Raw genomic sequence first — 17,071 nt, 5'->3', positions numbered from 1 at the left:
GCAGCAGGGCCTCATCCGTCACGGATAGAGCAACAGCGTGCCGGCGGCAAGGAGCAAAGCGGTTCCCCAGAGTACGTCCAGATTCCACCAAGCTTTTCGGAGGAAGGAGAGGCCGACCTTCTCGAAAACGATCAGAGCCATTCCCAAGGCTACCGCCCAGTAGCCGATCGTATGAATGGCCGCCATGCCAAGAGCGCTCCCGACCGGCAACCTGCTCCCCCCTTGGCCGCAGAGGCTCGCCGCGCCGAGCGCGGGGAAGAGCATCAGCCCGGCTCCATGGGCCGTGGCCATGAGGAACGCCCATAGAACCAATTCCCGAAGGCGTACATGCATCCCCACCCAACGCGGGTGCCTCGGCCGCAAAAGCCAATAGAGTCCGAAGCCCACGAGAAGCCCTGCCGACCCCACGGCGATCCAATGCGAGGGAAGCCAGGCACCCGCCGCCCAAAAGAGTATCACCGCGGCCCCCACGGCAAGACAATGCCCGGTGGCCAGAGCGCCGATGGCTTCAAAGATCGCCCTTCTCTTCTCCTCCTGGTATCCGAGCGCCACGGCAAAAAGCCAGCCCATAGCCGGATTTAGTCCGTGAAAGGCGCCAAGCCCGAATGCCATCGCCCAAGGGAGCGCACGGGTCATGGGAAGCAAAAGGAGTCGGTGGAGCAGTCTCCACCCTGAAGCCGAATTTGATGCGGTCGATGGGTGGCGGGGAACTCCACAAAGAACTTTTCATCCCACCGAAGACCTTCCTCCTCCGCATGGGCGAGAGCCATCCAACCGCGAATGCCCGCCGGATAGAATTGCTCATCCCAGGCACGGTAAAGGGAGTTCGTCAAGTAGACACGCTTCCCATCACGGCTCACCTCCACCATTTGACAACCTCCGTTGAGGGGCTTTTCGGGTGAGCTCGGATGAGCGGCGCTTCGCCGAATTCCGCCCAACCGAAGGCCGCTGACTCGCTTCGGGTGGAAAGGATCTGTTACGTCGTATTGCAGGAGTTCCCCCGTTCCCCAACACGATAGGTAGAGAAAACGATCGTCGAGCGAGAGATCGAGATCCGTTAACAAGGGCGGCACCGCCCGAAAGCTCTTCAAAAGAGGGGGTAGCTCCTCTTCCGGAGCAGGCTCCGCCGGAATCTCGATTACCTTCTGGATCGCCCATCGGTCGCCGTCACGGTGCCAGAGCCAGACGGAGCTCGACAGATCCTTCAGAGAAAGAACGACTCCGGTGAAGCCATAGGTTTTCCGCGGATCGTGGGCGGGCCGAACCTCCAACACCATCTGCTGGTCCTCACCCAAATCGAGCTTTTGCAGGTGCCGCCGTTTCCGGATGTCCCAAACATGAAGCGCGCGCCCATACGCGCCTTTCATGAGCTGCTCGGGCAATACTCCGTCTTCCAGCATCCAGGGCACTCCCCACTCGCTGCTGATCAAAATGTCCTGATTGATATGCCACCAGAAGTCGTAGGCAAAAAATTGCGGCCCGCGATCGATCTCCCAGCGGCCAAGCGGCTCGAACGAGTAATGATCCAAAAGAAAAATGCCGCCCGGTCCGTCTCCCTTGCCATCGCCTAAGGCGCTGATGTAGATGCCGTCCGGTCCGCAATGAACGGTATGCGGCCGGGTGTATCCGGTTCTGCGGATCAGCTGCTCCGGCTCGATCCGCTTTACGATCTCGGGTCGACGAGGATCCGCCTTCGTATCGATAACGTAGATCCGAGATGATCGAATCCCCGGAATGATCAGATACCGTCGCTCCAAGTGGGGATGAGGGGCGTAGGGGCAGAGGGCGGAACTGCACGCATTCCAGCCGAAGTGGTGCAACTCGTCGCCGGCCGTGGGAGCGGAGAGCCAGTGGACGATCGTTCCGTATCCGGCCGACGTCGGATCAAGATCGACCACGGCGAGCCCATCGGGAATTCCGCTTGGGCCGCCTCCATCCGCAGCGAGCGCTACGACATAAGCCAGCTCTTCCCTCGGCCCCTCCATTGCCAGACGGGCGGAGGGATAGAACGTCGGATCGGGGCTCGTAAACTTCATGAAGACCTCTCTTGTTTAGATTACATGAATGGATCGACAAGAACACCTTCGAATTGCCCCGCTCGCAGAAATTCACCACGCAATCCCTCCGAGAGGCTGCTTCCGGAAATCCGCTCGGGCGATCGTCTACGGATGTTGCGAAGGAAAGTCCGCGTAGCCCCAGGACACAGCCAGAGTGGACCAATGCCCGCCGCAAGCTCGGATTCAATGTCCGAACCGCTTCGATCCCCACGCTCGACCAATGGCCACCGACCCCTTGGAGAGAGCGGCTCTTCCGCCAGCTTTCGTCCTATTGCTTCTCGGCGGGCGGATTCGGCGTGGAAGGAGGCATAGGAGTCCCGGAGGGAAGCCCCGCTTCCTCCTTCTTTTTCTTCCCCGCCGGAGAAGGGGGGACGATCAGCTCCTGACCAATTTGCAGGCGATCGCTCTTCAAGCCGTTCACCTTGCGAAGCTCGTCGACGGTCACCTTGAACTTCCGGCCGATCTTCCAAAGGGAATCTCCCTGCTTCACGGTGTACTTCGTCGACCCCGGAGGAGGGGGCTCTGCCGGAGCCTCGGAAGACGCGGCAGCCTCCGTGGCAGAAGCCGAGGGAGGGGAAGCTGCCTCCTGGGCATGAGCAGAGCGAGCCATTGCTCCGCCGAAAAGCAGGGCGATCGATCCCAAACACGCAAAGACGCGAAAAACCTTGATACGCATGAGCCCATAATAAATTGCTTTGACGACAAGAGAAGACGGAACCTTCCCGATTTCTCGAAAAAATGGCAAAATCCGCGCCCGCATGCTCGCTCGAATTTTTTCCGCGGCGCTTTGGGGGGTGGAGGCTTTGCGCGTCGAAGTGGAGGTCGACAACTCTCCCGGTGCGTTCTTGACGCGGGTGGTCGGACTGCCGGATGCGGCTGTGCGGGAAAGCCTCCACCGGGTCTCCACAGCGCTCCAAAATGCCGGATTCCGATCCCCGGCCGGTCGCACGACGATCAACTTGGCGCCAGCCGATCTCCGGAAGGAAGGGCCCAGCTTCGACCTCCCCATCGCTCTCGCGGTGCTCGGTGCCACCGATCAATTGGTGAGCCCGCAGATCGGGGATTTTTGGGCCCTCGGGGAACTCGCTCTCTCCGGCGAGCTTCGGCCCGTCCGCGGGGTTCTGCCGGCCGTTATGGAGGCCAAGCGGCGGCGGGCGAAGCATGTCCTGCTTCCAGCGGCCAACGCGCCCGAAGCCGCGGTCGTGGAAGGCATCCGGGTTCACGCAGCAACTTCTCTGGCGGAGGCCGCCGCCGTTCTCCGAGATCCGGAAGCCTCGCCTCAGTGGGGCGGATGGACTCCTCCTTCGCCCCCCGAGCCTTCTCCCGAGCTCGATTTCGCTGACGTCAAGGGCCAGCTCGCCGCGAAACGAGCCCTGGAGATCGCCGTTGCCGGTGGGCACAATGTGCTGCTCATCGGTCCCCCGGGAAGCGGAAAATCGATGCTCGCCCAACGAATCCCGTCGATCTTCCCGCCTATGACCTTGGATGAATCGATCGAAGCGACCCGCATCCACAGCGTCGCCGGCCTGCTTCCCAATGGGGAGGGTCTGCTCCGTTACCGGCCGTTTCGTGCTCCCCATCACTCCACTTCCGATGCCGGGCTGGTCGGGGGAGGTCCCCGCCTCTTGCCCGGCGAGGTGAGTTTGGCCCACCATGGCGTTCTTTTTCTCGACGAGCTTCCCGAATTCAGCAGGAATGCCCTCGAGGCGCTCCGACAGCCATTGGAGGACGGCAAGCTCACGATTTCCCGGGCCGTGGGAACCGTGACGTTCCCTGCGGGTTTCATGCTGGTCGCCGCGATGAATCCCTCACCCACCGGAGGTTTCGACGATGCCGCCCGCGGGAAATGCTCCCCCGCCGCCATGCGCCGCTATCTGCATCGAATCTCGGGCCCGCTTCTCGACCGAATCGACCTGCACGTGGAGGTTCCCGCCGTCGATCAGAAGATTCTGCTTCGAGAGGAATTCGCAGAGAGCTCGGCTTCGATTCGAGACCGCGTCGAACGGGCTCGGGCGATCCAGGCTCAAAGACTCTCGGGCCGTCGAAAAATCCACAACAATGCTCGCATGGGCCCTCGGGAAATCGCGCGCTTCTGTGTCCTCTCCCCGACGTGCGCAAGCTTCCTCTCCGCCGCGCTTTCGGATCTCGGTCTTTCGGCTCGTGCTTTTCACCGCGTCCTCAAGGTCGCCCGGACGATCGCCGATCTCGCTGGTCGCGAAGAGCTACGGGAAGAAGATCTGGCGGAGGCGATCGGTTTTCGCTCGCTCGATCGGCGGATATGGGGAGAGTAACCGAGAGTCCGTTGCCCGCATCCCGTAACGCAACGATCGTGAGAATCGGACCGGCAGCCAGTCTCCATTCAGGCCAAACCGCATTCCCTTTGGAAACGAGAAGAGATCGAGGGTAGATTCATCACCAGTGTGCGTATGAAAGAAGTAGCCGCTTGGAAGCGCCGGTTCTCTCCTCTAAGGCCGCTCGCCAAACCCGCGTTCGTTCTGGTGATAAGTCTCCTCTCGATGTCAGGATTGACGCAGTCCACCTTCGCGACGCCCGATCCCGCCAAGCCCTGTCCCCCGCTCGAATTTCTGCAAGGCCGCTTTTGGAGAAATTTCCGACTCCAGGATTTCGCCTTGCATGGGGTGATCGAGTCGGAGCGGGAGAGTTACCCGATCCAACTCATTCTTCATGATCGCAAAATGATTTACGAATTCGAAAACCTACCGTTTCAAATTCGAGTCGAGATCCAACCGGAGCGGAGCTTGATCGAGCGACGCAGACAAAAGAGAGAGCCGTGGCAGCCGGTTTCCGGTCGAGCCCGGCTGAGTCCGATCTTGGACACGGACATCACCTACGAGGATCTTTGCCTCGATTTTATGCGGTGGGATCATGTCCAATCTCTGGGGACCGACCACGTGAAGACTCTGACGGCCTGGGCCTTCGACGCCGTTCCGCCTCGCGGAACCAGCGCCTATGCCAAGGTGCGGTATTGGATCGCCGCCGAGTATTACGCCCTTTTGCGCGCCGACGGTTTCAACGGAGCCGGGGAATTGATCAAGAGGCTGGAAGTAAACGGCGTCCAACGGATCGGGGAGGCCTACGTGATCAAGGAAATGCAAGTTTCGTCCTTCGATCCGAAAAAAGAGGGCTCCTCCCGTACTTTCATCAATATCCGCCGCGGGGAACCGCTGCCTCCCGAGACGAGCGGACATGGGGCTGAGAGAGGATCCTGGGTCGGCTCACCGAGCGTCACCCAACGGCTTCCTCATTAGGAGAGCAAAATTTCCTCGTGTCGGAGTGCGAGAAGCAGCCGCTCTTTCCACTTCTCCAACGCCTCAGGATCGGGACCTTCGATCAGCAAGCGGATTTTCGGTTCGGTTCCAGAATAGCGGAGAAGGATGCGCCCTTCGGTCCCCAATCCCCGTTCCGCTTCGGCGATCGCCGACTCTACGTTCGGCATCGACTCCAGAGGCTTCTTTTCCCGCACGGCCAAGCTGATTTGCTGCTGCGGATATTTGCGCAGGCATTGGCGGAGCTCCGCGAGAGGCCGCCCTGTGGTGAGGATGATGCGGAGAATTTCCAATCCCGCACGCAATCCGTCGGCGCTCGCCGCCTGATCCAAGAGCAAAAGATGCCCCGATTGCTCACCGCCGAGGTTGAGCCCCTGGGCACGCATGGCTGCCGCTACGTGCCGATCGCCGACCGGGGTTCGAACGACTCGGACTCCTGCCTCCTGCAACATCCGATCGAGTCCAAGATTGCTCATCACGGTGGTCGCTACGGTCCGATTGGCAAGAACCTCGCGACGTTGATAGTCAAGAGTCAAGATTGCCAGAAGATCATCCCCGTCCAAGACCTCTCCCCGATGGTCGCAACAGAGAAGACGATCCCCGTCCCCGTCGAGGGCCAAGCCGACGTCGGCATTCGCAAGCCGGACGAGCTCGGCAAGCCTCTCCGGATGCATGCTGCCACAACCAAGGTTGATATTGAGGCCGTTGGGACTGGCCGAAAAGATATACGGGTCCCCTCCCAGAGAAGCAAAAAGCGGACTCACGAGTTCCGAGACCGCTCCGTTCGCCGCATCCACCACGATCCGCAGCCGGGAGAGATCCGCCCCTGCCGGCCATCGGCTCCGGAGCAATTCCAGATAAAGCTCTCGCGCCCGCGGAAGCGGCTGGAGGCGCCCGACCAGTGCACCGACGGGCCCTTCCGAAGAGGTCCACGGATAATCACCAAGACGCCGGGCAATCTCTTCTTCGGTCTCCTCCGAAACCTTCGCCCCGTCCTCTCCGAAAAGCTTGATGCCGTTGTCCGGAAATGGATTGTGCGAGGCGCTGATCATCACTCCCCCCGCAGCGCCGGTCTGTCTTGCCAGCTCGCCCACCGCTGGTGTCGGCAGCACACCGAGACGCACCGCATCTACGCCGGCGGAAAGAATCCCCGCGACCAACGCCGATTCCAGCAGCTCGCTCGAAATGCGAGGATCGCGTCCCACAACGATCTTCCTCTTTTTCCCCGCCGCCAGAGTATCAGCGGCGATTGCGCCCACGGCGACGGCAACCGTCGGGGTGAGCGGATGCCGATTCGCCGTACCCCGAATGCCATCGGTTCCGAAAAGTCGTCGTGCGGATTCTCTCATGCCCTCACCCTGGATCACTTGGCGAGCCCAAGCGAAGAGAGAATCTGGTCGATCGACCCCGGCTCAATCGACTCGCGGAGGATCGCCCAAACAGCGATCGCGAGGATCAGGGAAATGAGCTTCTGTTTCCAGTTATGCAGCAGCACGCCCATCCTCTCTTTGCGTTTCGGAGCGCATTGTTCGACTAAACAAGGATCTCCGTCAATCGTGCGCGCAGCCGATCCGGATCGAAGTGACGTTCCAGCTTGCCCTCCAAGGCAATGGAAATGACGCCCGTCTCCTCGGATACCACGATCACGACGGCGTCGGTCATCTCGCTTAAACCCAACGCCGCTCGATGACGCAGCCCCAGAGGACGCTCGAGCCTCTCGGTTTCGCTCAACGGGAAAACCGCAGCCGCGACGACGAGGCGATTCTCCCGAATGACCACGCCGCCGTCATGGAGAGGAGTCCGCGGATAGAAGGTCGTTACCAGGAGATCCGCGCTTAACTTCGCGTCCAGGATGGTCCCCGTATCTCGAGCCGGTCGGTAGAGATCTTCCCGTTCCAAGGAGATCAGGGCTCCGAAACGCTCCCGCTGGCAAATTTCCGCCGCATTAACGATATGCTCGATCACTTCCGCCTGCTGCTGCCGACCCGAACTTGTGACACTCCGGCGTCCCACTTCGGCGAGCACCTGCCGCAGTTCGGGCTGAAAGAGAACCACGAGCGCGACGAAAAAGGAGGGAGAAAAGAGGCGAATCAATTCAGTGACGACCCGCAAGTGGAGAACCGTGGAAAAGAGGGTGAGCACCACGAGGACGATCAAGAGTCCGGTCAATACCTGCACCCCGCGCGTCCCCTGCAAAAGCTTCCAGACCTGATAAATGACGACGGCGATGATGAGGATCTCCGCCACCCAGGAGAGAGGCAACCCGTAAGCCTTCACCGGAAACCTCCCTGCAGGGCGGAAAAGACCTTCCGGGCGGCGATCGCCCCGTCCACGTCATGGACCCTCCAGACCGCCGCGCCTTTGGTCGAAGCCAGGATTTCCGCTACCACACTCGCCGTATCTTGGTCCCTTTCTCCGACGAGCTCCCGAAGAAAACTCTTCCGCGAAACGCCCACCAGGAGTGGTCGCCCCATTTCGGCAAAAACGGGCAGGTTTCGAAGCAGCGTCCAGTTCTGCTCCACCGTCTTCGCAAATCCAAACCCCACGTCGCACAGGATTCCCTCAAGGGGAATGCCGGATTCCACGCAGTGCGCCAGACGAGCCCGCATCTCCTCCTTTACTTCCCGGACGACGTCCCGATAGACGGCATCCGCATGCATGGTTTTCGGCCGACCTCGGGAATGGACCAAGACATAACCCGCCCCGAACTCCCTCACCGCCTCCCACACACCCGTATCCCACTTCCCTCCAGAGACGTCGTTGACGATCTCCGCCCCCTCTCTAAGAGCGGCTCGGGCTACGCTTCCCTTGTACGTATCGACCGAGATCGGGACGGTAAGCCTTCCAGCGGCTCGTTCCAAGGCCGGGAGCAGCCTGCGTAACTCCTCCTCTTCCGAAACCGGGTCCGCCCCAGGCCGCGTCGACTCCGCTCCGAAGTCCACCAGGTCAACTCCGATCTCCTCCATGCGCTGCGCTTCCTCCGCCGCCTCCTCTGCTGAACGCCGTCGCCCACGATCGGAAAAGGAATCGGGAGTGAGATTGAGGATGCCCATGATGAGCGGCCGATCCGGCGAGAGCTCGATCGATCGAGCCGAAGTCCTCCATTTTGCAGGAGCAGCCTCCCCTACGTCCCTTCTGCTTTGAGCCGTCCCCCGCTCCGACGGAGGCGAATCGGCAATAGATGCCTCCGATTGAGCCGATCGGTGATTGGCTTCCACCCGCTTCCCGGGTGCGGAAGGAGACGTTTTTTTGGAAGCGAAGATCTCCACTCGGTCAGCCGCCGCCTCCCCGCTTTTTCCTCAATGCTTTTTCTACTAGCTTGAGCGGGAGTGTATTTATCACGTCTTCCCGACGAAGCCAACCCTTCCTCGCGATGTTTACGCCGATCCGAACGAATCCCAGCTCCCGAACATGGTGCGCGTCCGGATTGATGACACAACGCACGCCTTTCTCTCTAGCCGCATGCCACCATCTCCAATCGAGATCGAGGCGGAGCGGCTGTGCGTTCAGCTCGATCCAAGTCCCGGTCTCCGCCGCGCAGTCAATGATCTTCTCCAAATTGACTGGATAGGGTTTGCGCATCAAGAGAAGCCGGCCGGTCGGATGCCCGAGCATGGTAACATAGGGATTCTCCATCGCCCGAATGATCCGGCGAGTCATCTCCTCCTCGCTCGTGGAAAATCCGGCATGGACCGAAGCGACCACATAATCGAAGCTGGCAAGTACCGAATCGGAAAAATCGAGGCGGCCGTCGCGCAGGATGTCGCACTCGGTTCCGGAAAGAAGCCGAAAGCCCCGAAACTCCTTGTTCCGCTTTCGAATCTCCTCCTGCTGGAGCGCGACCCTCTCCTCGTCCAAGCCGTTGGCTTGAAAGGATGACTTCGAATGATCGGCGATCCCGAGATATTCCAACCCCGATTCCTGCGCCGCTTCGGCCATCGCTTTCAAAGTACTGTGGCCGTCGCTCGCCGTGGTGTGGCAGTGAAAGGTGCCTCGCAGATCGGTCCACTCCACCAGCCGTGGAATCTCGTTTCTCTCGGCGGCTTCGACTTCCCCTAGGTTCTCCCGAAGCTCGGGAGGAATATATGCCAGCCCGAGCTTGGCGTAGATCTCCGCTTCGTCTCGGCACCGGATTCGTTCCCCCTCGGACTCCCGCTCGGAGGCGGTATCCTCCGATCCCGCGGAAAAGCGGCTTCGAGCCTCACGGAAGAGCCCCCATTCGGAGAGTTTTTTCCCTTGCGCAATCGCTCGCTGTCGCAAGGCGATGTTGTGCTCTTTGCTCCCCGTGAAATGAAGAAGCGCATAAGGGTAGTCTTCGTCGGGCACGACCCGGAGATCGCATGCGAGCCCACCTTCCAAGATCACGCTCGATTTCGTCTCCCCATGGTTCACGACACGCTGGACGCCGGAGGAAGAAATGAAAGCCGCCATCACTGCGGCCGGCTTCGCGGAAGAGCAAACCAGATCGAGATCCCGAACGATCTCCTTCCCCCTCCGGAAACTGCCGGCCATGCTCACGCGCACGACGTCGGGATGGGCCCGAAGCTGCTCGACGAGATGCTCGGCCAGCCCGATCACATCGCCATACCGATGGTAGGCGGCATAGGAGCGTCGCTGTTCGATCCCCGCAAGGATGTTCTCTTCGGTCTTCGATCCGAATCCGGAAAGCTTGCCTACCCGATGGCTTCGGCAGGCGGCTTCGAGTTCTTCCAGATCCCGGATTCCCAACTGTTCCCAGAGGATTTTCACCTTCTTCGGTCCGAGTCCCGGGATCTCCAAGAGCGCCACCACTCCAGCCGGGAAAGAACGCTCGAGCTCTTCGAGATAGGTTAAGCGACCGGTGGCAACCAGTTCCTGGAGTTTTGCCCGGATCCCCTCCCCAATGCCCTTCACCTGATCCAGCTTTCCTTCCCGGACGACCGATTCGAAATCCTCGGAGAGGGATTCGAGCGCCCGCGCCGCGGTCCGATAGGCACGCGACTTGAAAGGATTCTCTCCCCGCAAGTCGAGCAGGGTCGCAATCTGCTCGAGCTTGGCAACCGCCTCGTCTTTTGTCATCCGAGCTCCCGAAAGGAGCATATCTCCTCGAAAGACTTTCGCCAAGCGGGGCCCGATCCCGACTCGGCGTCGAGCCGATTCGGCCAATCGGATCATCCGCCCGTTGCGCAGGACAAGCCTCTCCGGTAGACTCTCTTCGAGGTGGATTGCCGCTCATCCGCAAGCCTCTGGAAGGAAGCAAGGACGCTTTTCCCCGGAGGGGTGAATTCTCCGGTTCGATCCTTTCGTGCCGTCGGAGGGGAGCCCTTTTTCGCCCGGCGAGCGGCGGGAGCCACGCTCTGGGACGCGGACGGTCGCCCCTACATCGATTATGTCTGTTCGTGGGGGGCTCTCCCCCTCGGCCATGCGCACCCGCGCGTCGAGGCGGCCTTGCGAGAGGCGGTAGGGGAAGGAACGAGCTTCGGCGTTCCTAACCCTCGGGAAGTTGGGCTGGGTGAGAGAATTCGCTCCGCCTTCCCGTCGATCGAAAAGCTGCGGATGACATCGAGCGGCACCGAGGCTTGCATGACAGCGATCCGCTTGGCACGCGGCTTCACCGGCAGGGAGAAGATCCTCAAGTTTGCCGGCTGCTACCATGGACACAGCGATTCTCTCCTGGTGAAAGCGGGTTCGGGAGCGCTTACGCATGGAGAGCCCGACAGCGCAGGCGTGCCCCGGGCGGTGGCGGAGCTCACCTTGGTCCTGCCATGGAACGATCCTTTCGCCGCAAGAGAGCTCTTTGCCAGAGAAGGGGAACGGATTGCCGCTGTCATCTTGGAGCCGGTTCCCGCCAACGCGGGGCTTCTCCCCCCGCGACCCGGTTTTCTCGAAGAAGTCCGTGAGCTCTGCACGGAGCACGAGGCGCTACTCATCTTCGATGAGGTGATCACAGGCTTCCGCCTGGGCATGGGTGGCGCGCAGGAACGTTTTGGGATTCGACCCGATCTCACGATTTTGGGGAAGATCGTGGGCGGAGGCTTGCCGGCGGCCGCGCTCGGGGGTCGAGCCGAGATTTTGGATCGGTTGGCTCCAGACGGAGATGTCTACCATGCCGGAACGCTCAGCGGAAACCCGCTCGCGATGGCCGCTGGGCTGGCGCAGATCGAAGAGATGGAGCGCACCGACGCGCACAAGCGGCTCGAGCAGTTGGGAGCGTTTTTGGAATCGGAAATCCGGATGCTTTTATCCCGTCGGGGAGAGAAGAAGGTGCAGGTTCAGCGGGTTTCCTCGCTCTTTTGCCTCTTCTTTACCGATCGTCCGGTTATTTCGCTTCAGGAAGCGCTCGAGAGCGATCGAAAGCGCTTCGCCCGCTTTTTCCATTCGTTGCTGCAGCAGGGGATCTTTTTTCCGCCCTCCCCTTTCGAGACCTGCTTTCTTTCTACGGCGCATTCGGAACAGGATCTCGAAAAGACGGTCGCAGCCATCGCCCGAGCCTTGGAGGAATCCCAATGAGGTATCGGCTTCTCGCCGCTTTTCTCCTCTGCCTCGGTGCCTTCTCTCTTCCGACGGAGATGCCGGCGGCTACCCAAGAGCCGATCTTTCCCAAAAGTCAATTGCGGCCGGGGATGCATGGCCTAACCTACACCGTCCTGCAAGGAAGTAAGATCGAGCCTCTCCAAACCGAAATTCTGGGAATCGCCAAGGATTACGTCGGCCCGGGACTCGATTTGATCATCGCGAAGCTGATCGATGCCAAGACGGTGACGACCGGTGCGGTCCACGGAATGAGCGGGAGCCCCCTCTATATCGACGGGAAGCTCGTCGGCGCGCTTTCGCGACGGATCGCCTCCTTCGAAAAGGACGGCCATTGCGGCTTCACCCCTATTGAGGACATGCTGCGCGTGGAGAGAGAGCCGGCACCGGAGCTCGGCCGGCCTTTCCCGACCCAACTGCGCGAGACTTGGCATTTGGCGGGCCGGCTGCCTCTGCGGGGGGCGATGCTTCGAGCGGATTATTTGAGCATCCCCTTGTCGGTCGGAGGGCTCAACCCGCAAGCGGCGGCCCGCTTTTTGGAAGCGCTCGGACTCCGAGGGTCGCCGGTGATGGCCGTACCCGGAGGCGGGACCACGGCGATGGTCGGCGATGGCTCCGCCCTGGAGCCGGGTGCCCCTCTGGCGGCGGTGATGATGACTGGAGACATCAATATTTCGGGAACGGGAACGCTCACTTGGCGCAACGGAAATCGAGTCCTCGCCTTCGGTCACCCGATGTTCGGCTTCGGCAAGAGCGACCTGCCCATGGCTGCGGCAGAGGTGGTGACGACGGTCCCGAGCTATGAAATGCCGTACAAGCTCACGAACGTGGGGAAAGTCATCGGAACCATCTTGGAAGACCGGCTTTCGGCGATCGGGGGAGAAGTCGGCCAAATGCCGAAGCTCGCCTCCTATCGGATCGAGCGCCTCCATCGGGGCCGGACCCTCCCCACCTTGCGCGGAGAGTTCGTCTCTCATCCGCTTTTGACGCCGCTTCTCGTGGATCTGGCCATCGGCCAAATCTTTTCAGCCACGGATAGCTTCGGACGCTCCTTTACCCTTTCCATCGATGGGGTCGTGCACTTCCGCAACCTCCCGCCGCTTCATTTGAGAGGGATCTATTCCGGGGAAGACGGCGATCTGGTGGCGGCTATTTCCGAAATGGTACAGCCCCTCCAGATGCTCTTTCAGCAACCTTGGAAGGAGCCTCTCGTCGAATCGCTCGAATTGAAAACCGAGTCCGCCGAGGAAGAAGAGAACTGGATCATCGAACAGGCCTCGGTCGACAACCCACGGTGCCGCCCGGGAAGCACGATTTCGGTCGAAGTCGTGCTTCAGGAACGCCACGGCCGCCGGCTCCGCCGCAGGATTCCGCTGGTTCTTCCTGCGGGGCTCCACGATCAGCCGGTAGCGATCCGTATCGCTTCCGGACGCTCCCTCGATACGCGGGCCTTGCTGCGCAAGGCCCCTTCGGCGGAAAGCGCCGAAGATCTTATCGCCCTGCTGAACGAACAGCATCCGAATGACATGCTCTATGTCCAGGCAGTTACCGAAAGCTCCGGACTGGTATCGGAAGCAACCGATCTGCCGGCTCTTCCTCCGACGGTACGCTCTACCCTCTCCCCACCTACCTCTTCGAAGAAATCTGACCCCTGGAACGATCTAATCTGGACGGAAGTCTCCCTTTCGGTTCCGGGTGTCATCAACGGCGAGCAGCTCGTTCGCATCGACGTACGCTAAAGGGCTGGCTTGACGGCCTTCTCCGCAAGTCGGTAAACATTCGGAACGACTGGTTACGAATGATGACGGACTCGTACGGTCCGCCGGCGGAGGCTTCACTAGGTCACAGTCGATAGGGAGGACAAGATGATCGTCAGGCGTCTGCTTCTTTGCGTTCTTGTTTTGGCAAATGGCTGCTTCCTTCGTTCGGGATTCGGGCAAACGATCGATCCGGATCAAGCCAAACAGATCTTCGGCATTTTGCCCCAGGTTGCCGAAAATCCGCAGAATCCCGTGACTCCGGAAAAGGTGGCTCTTGGCAAATCGCTCTACTTCGAACGGCGGCTCTCCAAGAGCAGCTCGATCAGCTGCAACAGCTGCCATGATTTGACCATGGCCGGTGCCGATGGCCTCTCTACCTCTCTCGGCTACCGTTGGCAGCTCGGCCCTCGGAACGCACCCACCGTGCTCAATGCGGCCCTCGAATTCGCTCAATTCTGGGATGGCCGCGCCAAGGATGTGGAAGAGCAAGCCAAAGGCCCTATCGTGAACCCGAAGGAGATGGCGGCTACCAAAGAGCTTGTCGTACAACGGCTCAAAAGCATTCCTGAATATGTAGAGGCCTTCCACAAGGCGTTTCCGGGAGATAAGGATCCGGTCTCCTTTGACAACGTGGCAAACGCCATTGCCGCTTTCGAGCGAACCCTTCTGACTCCTTCTCGCTTCGATCAGTACATTGCCGGGAACTCCGGGATTCTCACGGAGCAGGAAAAGCAAGGACTCAATACCTTCGTGAGCGTCGGTTGCACCACCTGCCATAACGGAGTGGGCGTCGGAGGCGGAAGCTTTCAAAAATTTGGCGTGATTCACAAGCCGGATTGGCTGAAGGATTTGGGCCGCTATGAGGTGACTAAGAACGATGCAGACAAATATGTCTTCAAAGTACCGTCGCTCCGGAATGTCGCCCTGACCGCACCCTACTTCAACGACGGTTCCGTCTGGAGTCTGGAGGAGGCCGTCAAGACCATGGCGTTCGCCCAACTCGGCCGAAAGCTTTCGGACTCCGAGGCCAAGAGCATCGTAACTTTCTTGCATACGCTCTCGGCGGATCCGGGACTCGTCGTCTCTCCGCCGATTTTGCCGGCCTCCTCCTTGTCGACTCCCAAGCCGATGCCCTAAGGGACTCTTTTGCCGCCTCCCTCCCGTTCGACCGTATCTGCGCTCGCCGCATGCTTGGCGTGGCTTGGATGCAGCGTAGACGCTTTCGCCATCCATCCTCAGCGAATCGTTCTGGATACCTATTCCGACTTTTTGCAGGGAACGGCGGAGAGCGTCACCGTCTGTGATGCGGGATTGCTTCAACCCGCTCCCCCGGTGGAGCTGGTAGCGCGACTTCCTGCCGATCAACTCTGGGCAATCCTGCCGGAAACTGACGGGAGCATCCTGGTAGCTGCCTCGCCGGAGGCCAAGATCTTCCGCATCGGACCGCATCGGGAAGTCACTCTCCGGGCTTCCTTCCGCGAGCATCAAATTTACGCGATGGCTCGCAGCCCGAAAGGCGAGCTTTTTGTAGCGACCTCTCCCAATGGAAAGATCTATCAGGTCCCCGAGAAAGGCGAGCCGGTCCTCTATTTCGATCCGAAGGAAAAGTATATCTGGTCCCTCCTTTTTGACTCCGCTGGCACCCTTTACGCCGGGACCGGGGTCGGAGGGAAAATCTTTCGAATCGAAGGTCCACAAAAGGGCAACGTCCTCTGCTCGACCGGGGAAACCCACGTGCGGTGCTTAGCTTGGGAGAAACCGGGTTCGCTCCTCGCGGGGAGTGCGCCGCGTGGACTGCTCCTTCGTATCCTCCCGGGAGGCCGCTCGGTCTCTCTGGCCGATAGCGAAAGAGAAGAGGTCAACCAAATCGTCGTCTCCCCGGACGGGTCGATCTTTTTTTCCGCTGTCGGATCCCGTCATGCACCTCGAGCGCCGGGATCCTCATCGGAACCGGGCTCCTTGCCGATCGAAACCGGAGGAGCATCCGCACCGGAAGCCTCCGAATTCGAAGAGACATCCCGGGAATCCAAGGGACTCTCTCTCGGCATGATCAAAGTATCCTCCCCGGCTCCTCTCTCTCAGCTCTGGTCGATCGACCGCTCCTTCGTTCCCCGCTCGATCTGGGGAAGTCGGGATGTTCTTTATGCCCTCCTGCAAAGTCCGATGGGTCTTTTAGCCGGCACGGGCGGAGAGGGTTACCTCTACCGCATTAGCTCCGAAGGACGGAGCGATCTTTTGCTCAAGATCGATGCTCCCGCCGTGCAAATCGCGGTTCCGACCCCTTCTCAACAACTTCTCCTGGGGACCAGCAATCCGGCTCGGGTCTTTCTGGCGGGAAGCGCACGGCGATCGGAGGGGATCTATCGCTCCGCCCCTTTGGATGCCGGAAACTTCGCTAGGTGGGGCCGGTTACTCGTCGAAAGGTCCGGTCCCGTAGAAGTCCGCTCTCGTACCGGGAACACAGCTAAGCCCGACGGGTCCTGGTATGACTGGATGCCGGCTCCCGACGGTCGGTGTCAAAACCCGCCCGCCCGCTATTTTCAATTCGAGCTCCGGCTCGGCCAGGGCAGTTCGGTCAATCGCGTCCAGGCCGTCTTCTTGCCTTACAACCTCCCTCCGAAGATCGCGAAGCTCCAGATCCTTCCCCCCGGAGTCGCCTATTCCGAATTGCCTCCGCCTCCATCACCCATGCAAGCCCGCACTCTCGATCAACTCCTCTCGCAGGAAGGAAAGCCGGAGCCGGCCGACATCTTCCCGCCCTTGCCGCCTCGCTATCAAGCGAAGGAAGCGCGGGGACTGCGCACGGTGGTCTGGAAAGCGGACGATCCCGATGGGGATGAGCTCCGCTACTCGGTTTTCTATCGCACCGAGAAGGAGACGGCTTGGCATCTGCTCGTAAAAGACTTGGAGGATGAGCTCTTCAGCTGGGACACTTCGGGATGGCCGGATGGCCGTTACCTTCTGAAGATCGAAGCCTCCGACGCCAGAGACAATGCACCGGGAGAGGGGCTCACCGGCTCCTTGAACAGTCGCCCTTTCCTCGTGGACAACACACCACCACATATTCGCATCCTTTCGACGAGCGAAGGGAAACTCCGCTTCCGAGTCACGGAAGACGCAAGCGGAATTCGTTCGGTGCAGATCTCTCGAGATGGACGCGAGTTCTTGCCGATTCCGCCGGTCGACGGAATCCTGGATTCGGAGGAGGAGGAATTCCACACCCCTCTCTCGAAGGGAGAAACCTTATTTATCCGGGCCGAGGATGAAGCCGGGAACGTGGCCAGCGCCTCGGCCAATGGCTAGCGGCTCCACATTTTCGATTCGCCGCAACCCCAATCAGGCGGGCGAACCTTCCAAGCCCGGCAGAAGGCCTCCTCCCGCTGCACTCTCACCGGGAGTCGCCGGTGCAGCGGCACCACTAACGGACGGCGCCGTACTGCTCGGGGGGGTCTGCCGC

14 protein-coding genes are annotated in these 17,071 nt (G+C 60.5%); 6 read left to right on the top strand and 8 right to left on the bottom strand.

Features of this window, described 5'->3' with window-relative positions:
* Window positions 1-18 precede the first annotated feature (18 nt).
* From FN369_RS05590 to FN369_RS11555, 3 genes are all read right to left on the bottom strand, one after another.
* The gene (locus FN369_RS05590) at window positions 19-636 is read right to left on the bottom strand and encodes a hypothetical protein (RefSeq protein WP_142525209.1); all 618 of its coding nucleotides are present in this window, start codon (window positions 634-636) and stop codon (window positions 19-21) included.
* Entirely contained in the window at window positions 633-2,036 is a 1,404-nt protein-coding gene (locus FN369_RS05585) for a selenium-binding protein SBP56-related protein (protein ID WP_142525208.1), read from the bottom strand. The genes FN369_RS05590 and FN369_RS05585 overlap by 4 nt, the downstream gene beginning before the upstream one ends.
* Before the next feature lie 289 nt (window positions 2,037-2,325).
* Complete coding sequence (locus FN369_RS11555; protein WP_150003896.1) at window positions 2,326-2,733, bottom strand: LysM peptidoglycan-binding domain-containing protein; 408 nt, start codon at window positions 2,731-2,733, stop codon at window positions 2,326-2,328.
* 82 nt (window positions 2,734-2,815) lie between these two features.
* On the opposite strand from FN369_RS11555, the gene FN369_RS05575 reads away from it, so the two are divergent.
* Together FN369_RS05575 and FN369_RS05570 are read left to right on the top strand one after the other, a co-directional pair.
* Window positions 2,816-4,348 (top strand): YifB family Mg chelatase-like AAA ATPase, encoded by a 1,533-nt coding sequence (locus FN369_RS05575; protein WP_142525206.1) that lies wholly within the window; start codon window positions 2,816-2,818, stop codon window positions 4,346-4,348.
* Window positions 4,349-4,573: 225 nt separating this feature from the next.
* Window positions 4,574-5,326, top strand: coding sequence for an outer membrane lipoprotein-sorting protein (locus FN369_RS05570; RefSeq protein WP_246189575.1), 753 nt, complete (start codon window positions 4,574-4,576; stop codon window positions 5,324-5,326).
* Here the strand turns inward: FN369_RS05570 and glmM are convergent.
* The 5 genes from glmM to polX all read right to left on the bottom strand — a co-directional run bounded on the left by glmM (window position 5,323) and on the right by polX (window position 10,402).
* A complete protein-coding gene (glmM, locus tag FN369_RS05565; RefSeq protein WP_142525204.1) occupies window positions 5,323-6,693 on the bottom strand; it encodes a phosphoglucosamine mutase in 1,371 nt (456 codons plus the stop codon). The genes FN369_RS05570 and glmM overlap by 4 nt on opposite strands.
* 14 nt (window positions 6,694-6,707) lie before the next feature.
* A complete protein-coding gene (locus FN369_RS11110; protein WP_178087698.1) occupies window positions 6,708-6,845 on the bottom strand; it encodes a hypothetical protein in 138 nt (45 codons plus the stop codon).
* Between the two features lie 32 nt (window positions 6,846-6,877).
* On the bottom strand, window positions 6,878-7,621 hold the full coding sequence (gene cdaA / locus FN369_RS05560; RefSeq protein ID WP_142525203.1) for a diadenylate cyclase CdaA: 744 nt from the start codon (window positions 7,619-7,621) through the stop codon (window positions 6,878-6,880).
* Window positions 7,618-8,397, bottom strand: a complete 780-nt coding sequence (gene folP / locus FN369_RS05555) for a dihydropteroate synthase (RefSeq protein WP_246189574.1) — start codon at window positions 8,395-8,397, stop codon at window positions 7,618-7,620. Before folP ends, cdaA begins: the two co-directional genes overlap by 4 nt.
* A gap of 220 nt (window positions 8,398-8,617) precedes the next feature.
* Window positions 8,618-10,402 carry a DNA polymerase/3'-5' exonuclease PolX gene (gene polX, locus FN369_RS05550; RefSeq protein WP_142525201.1) on the bottom strand — a complete coding sequence of 595 codons (1,785 nt, stop codon included), beginning with the start codon at window positions 10,400-10,402 and terminating at the stop codon, window positions 8,618-8,620.
* Between the two features lie 141 nt (window positions 10,403-10,543).
* Here polX and hemL point away from each other — a divergent pair, with 141 nt between their 5' ends.
* From hemL to FN369_RS05530, 4 genes are all read left to right on the top strand, one after another.
* Entirely contained in the window at window positions 10,544-11,833 is a 1,290-nt protein-coding gene (gene hemL, locus FN369_RS05545; RefSeq protein ID WP_142525200.1) for a glutamate-1-semialdehyde 2,1-aminomutase, read from the top strand.
* Window positions 11,830-13,593, top strand: a complete 1,764-nt coding sequence (locus FN369_RS05540; protein ID WP_142525199.1) for a SpoIVB peptidase S55 domain-containing protein — start codon at window positions 11,830-11,832, stop codon at window positions 13,591-13,593. The genes hemL and FN369_RS05540 overlap by 4 nt, the downstream gene beginning before the upstream one ends.
* A gap of 126 nt (window positions 13,594-13,719) precedes the next feature.
* A complete protein-coding gene (locus FN369_RS05535) occupies window positions 13,720-14,751 on the top strand; it encodes a cytochrome-c peroxidase (protein ID WP_142525198.1) in 1,032 nt (343 codons plus the stop codon).
* Between the two features lie 9 nt (window positions 14,752-14,760).
* On the top strand, window positions 14,761-16,917 hold the full coding sequence (locus tag FN369_RS05530) for a WD40 repeat domain-containing protein (protein WP_142525197.1): 2,157 nt from the start codon (window positions 14,761-14,763) through the stop codon (window positions 16,915-16,917).
* Window positions 16,918-17,071: the final 154 nt, after the last annotated feature.

Origin of the sequence: Methylacidimicrobium cyclopophantes (genome assembly GCF_902143385.2) — a bacterium.
Classification (GTDB): Bacteria; Verrucomicrobiota; Verrucomicrobiia; order Methylacidiphilales; family Methylacidiphilaceae; genus Methylacidimicrobium; species Methylacidimicrobium cyclopophantes.
Note: the sequence above shows the minus strand (reverse complement) of the source record. Positions and strands in the feature narration are given on the sequence as shown.

Coding starts and splice junctions, on each gene's coding strand:
- FN369_RS05590 (WP_142525209.1), bottom strand. CDS start 636: ATGACCCGTGCGCTCCCTTGGGCGATGGCATTCGGGCTTGGCGCCTTT.
- FN369_RS05585 (WP_142525208.1), bottom strand. CDS start 2,036: ATGAAGTTTACGAGCCCCGATCCGACGTTCTATCCCTCCGCCCGTCTG.
- FN369_RS11555 (WP_150003896.1), bottom strand. CDS start 2,733: ATGCGTATCAAGGTTTTTCGCGTCTTTGCGTGTTTGGGATCGATCGCC.
- FN369_RS05575 (WP_142525206.1), top strand. CDS start 2,816: ATGCTCGCTCGAATTTTTTCCGCGGCGCTTTGGGGGGTGGAGGCTTTG.
- FN369_RS05570 (WP_246189575.1), top strand. CDS start 4,574: ATGTCAGGATTGACGCAGTCCACCTTCGCGACGCCCGATCCCGCCAAG.
- glmM (WP_142525204.1), bottom strand. CDS start 6,693: ATGAGAGAATCCGCACGACGACTTTTCGGAACCGATGGCATTCGGGGT.
- FN369_RS11110 (WP_178087698.1), bottom strand. CDS start 6,845: ATGGGCGTGCTGCTGCATAACTGGAAACAGAAGCTCATTTCCCTGATC.
- folP (WP_246189574.1), bottom strand. CDS start 8,397: ATGGGCATCCTCAATCTCACTCCCGATTCCTTTTCCGATCGTGGGCGA.
- polX (WP_142525201.1), bottom strand. CDS start 10,402: ATGACAAAAGACGAGGCGGTTGCCAAGCTCGAGCAGATTGCGACCCTG.
- FN369_RS05540 (WP_142525199.1), top strand. CDS start 11,830: ATGAGGTATCGGCTTCTCGCCGCTTTTCTCCTCTGCCTCGGTGCCTTC.
- FN369_RS05535 (WP_142525198.1), top strand. CDS start 13,720: ATGATCGTCAGGCGTCTGCTTCTTTGCGTTCTTGTTTTGGCAAATGGC.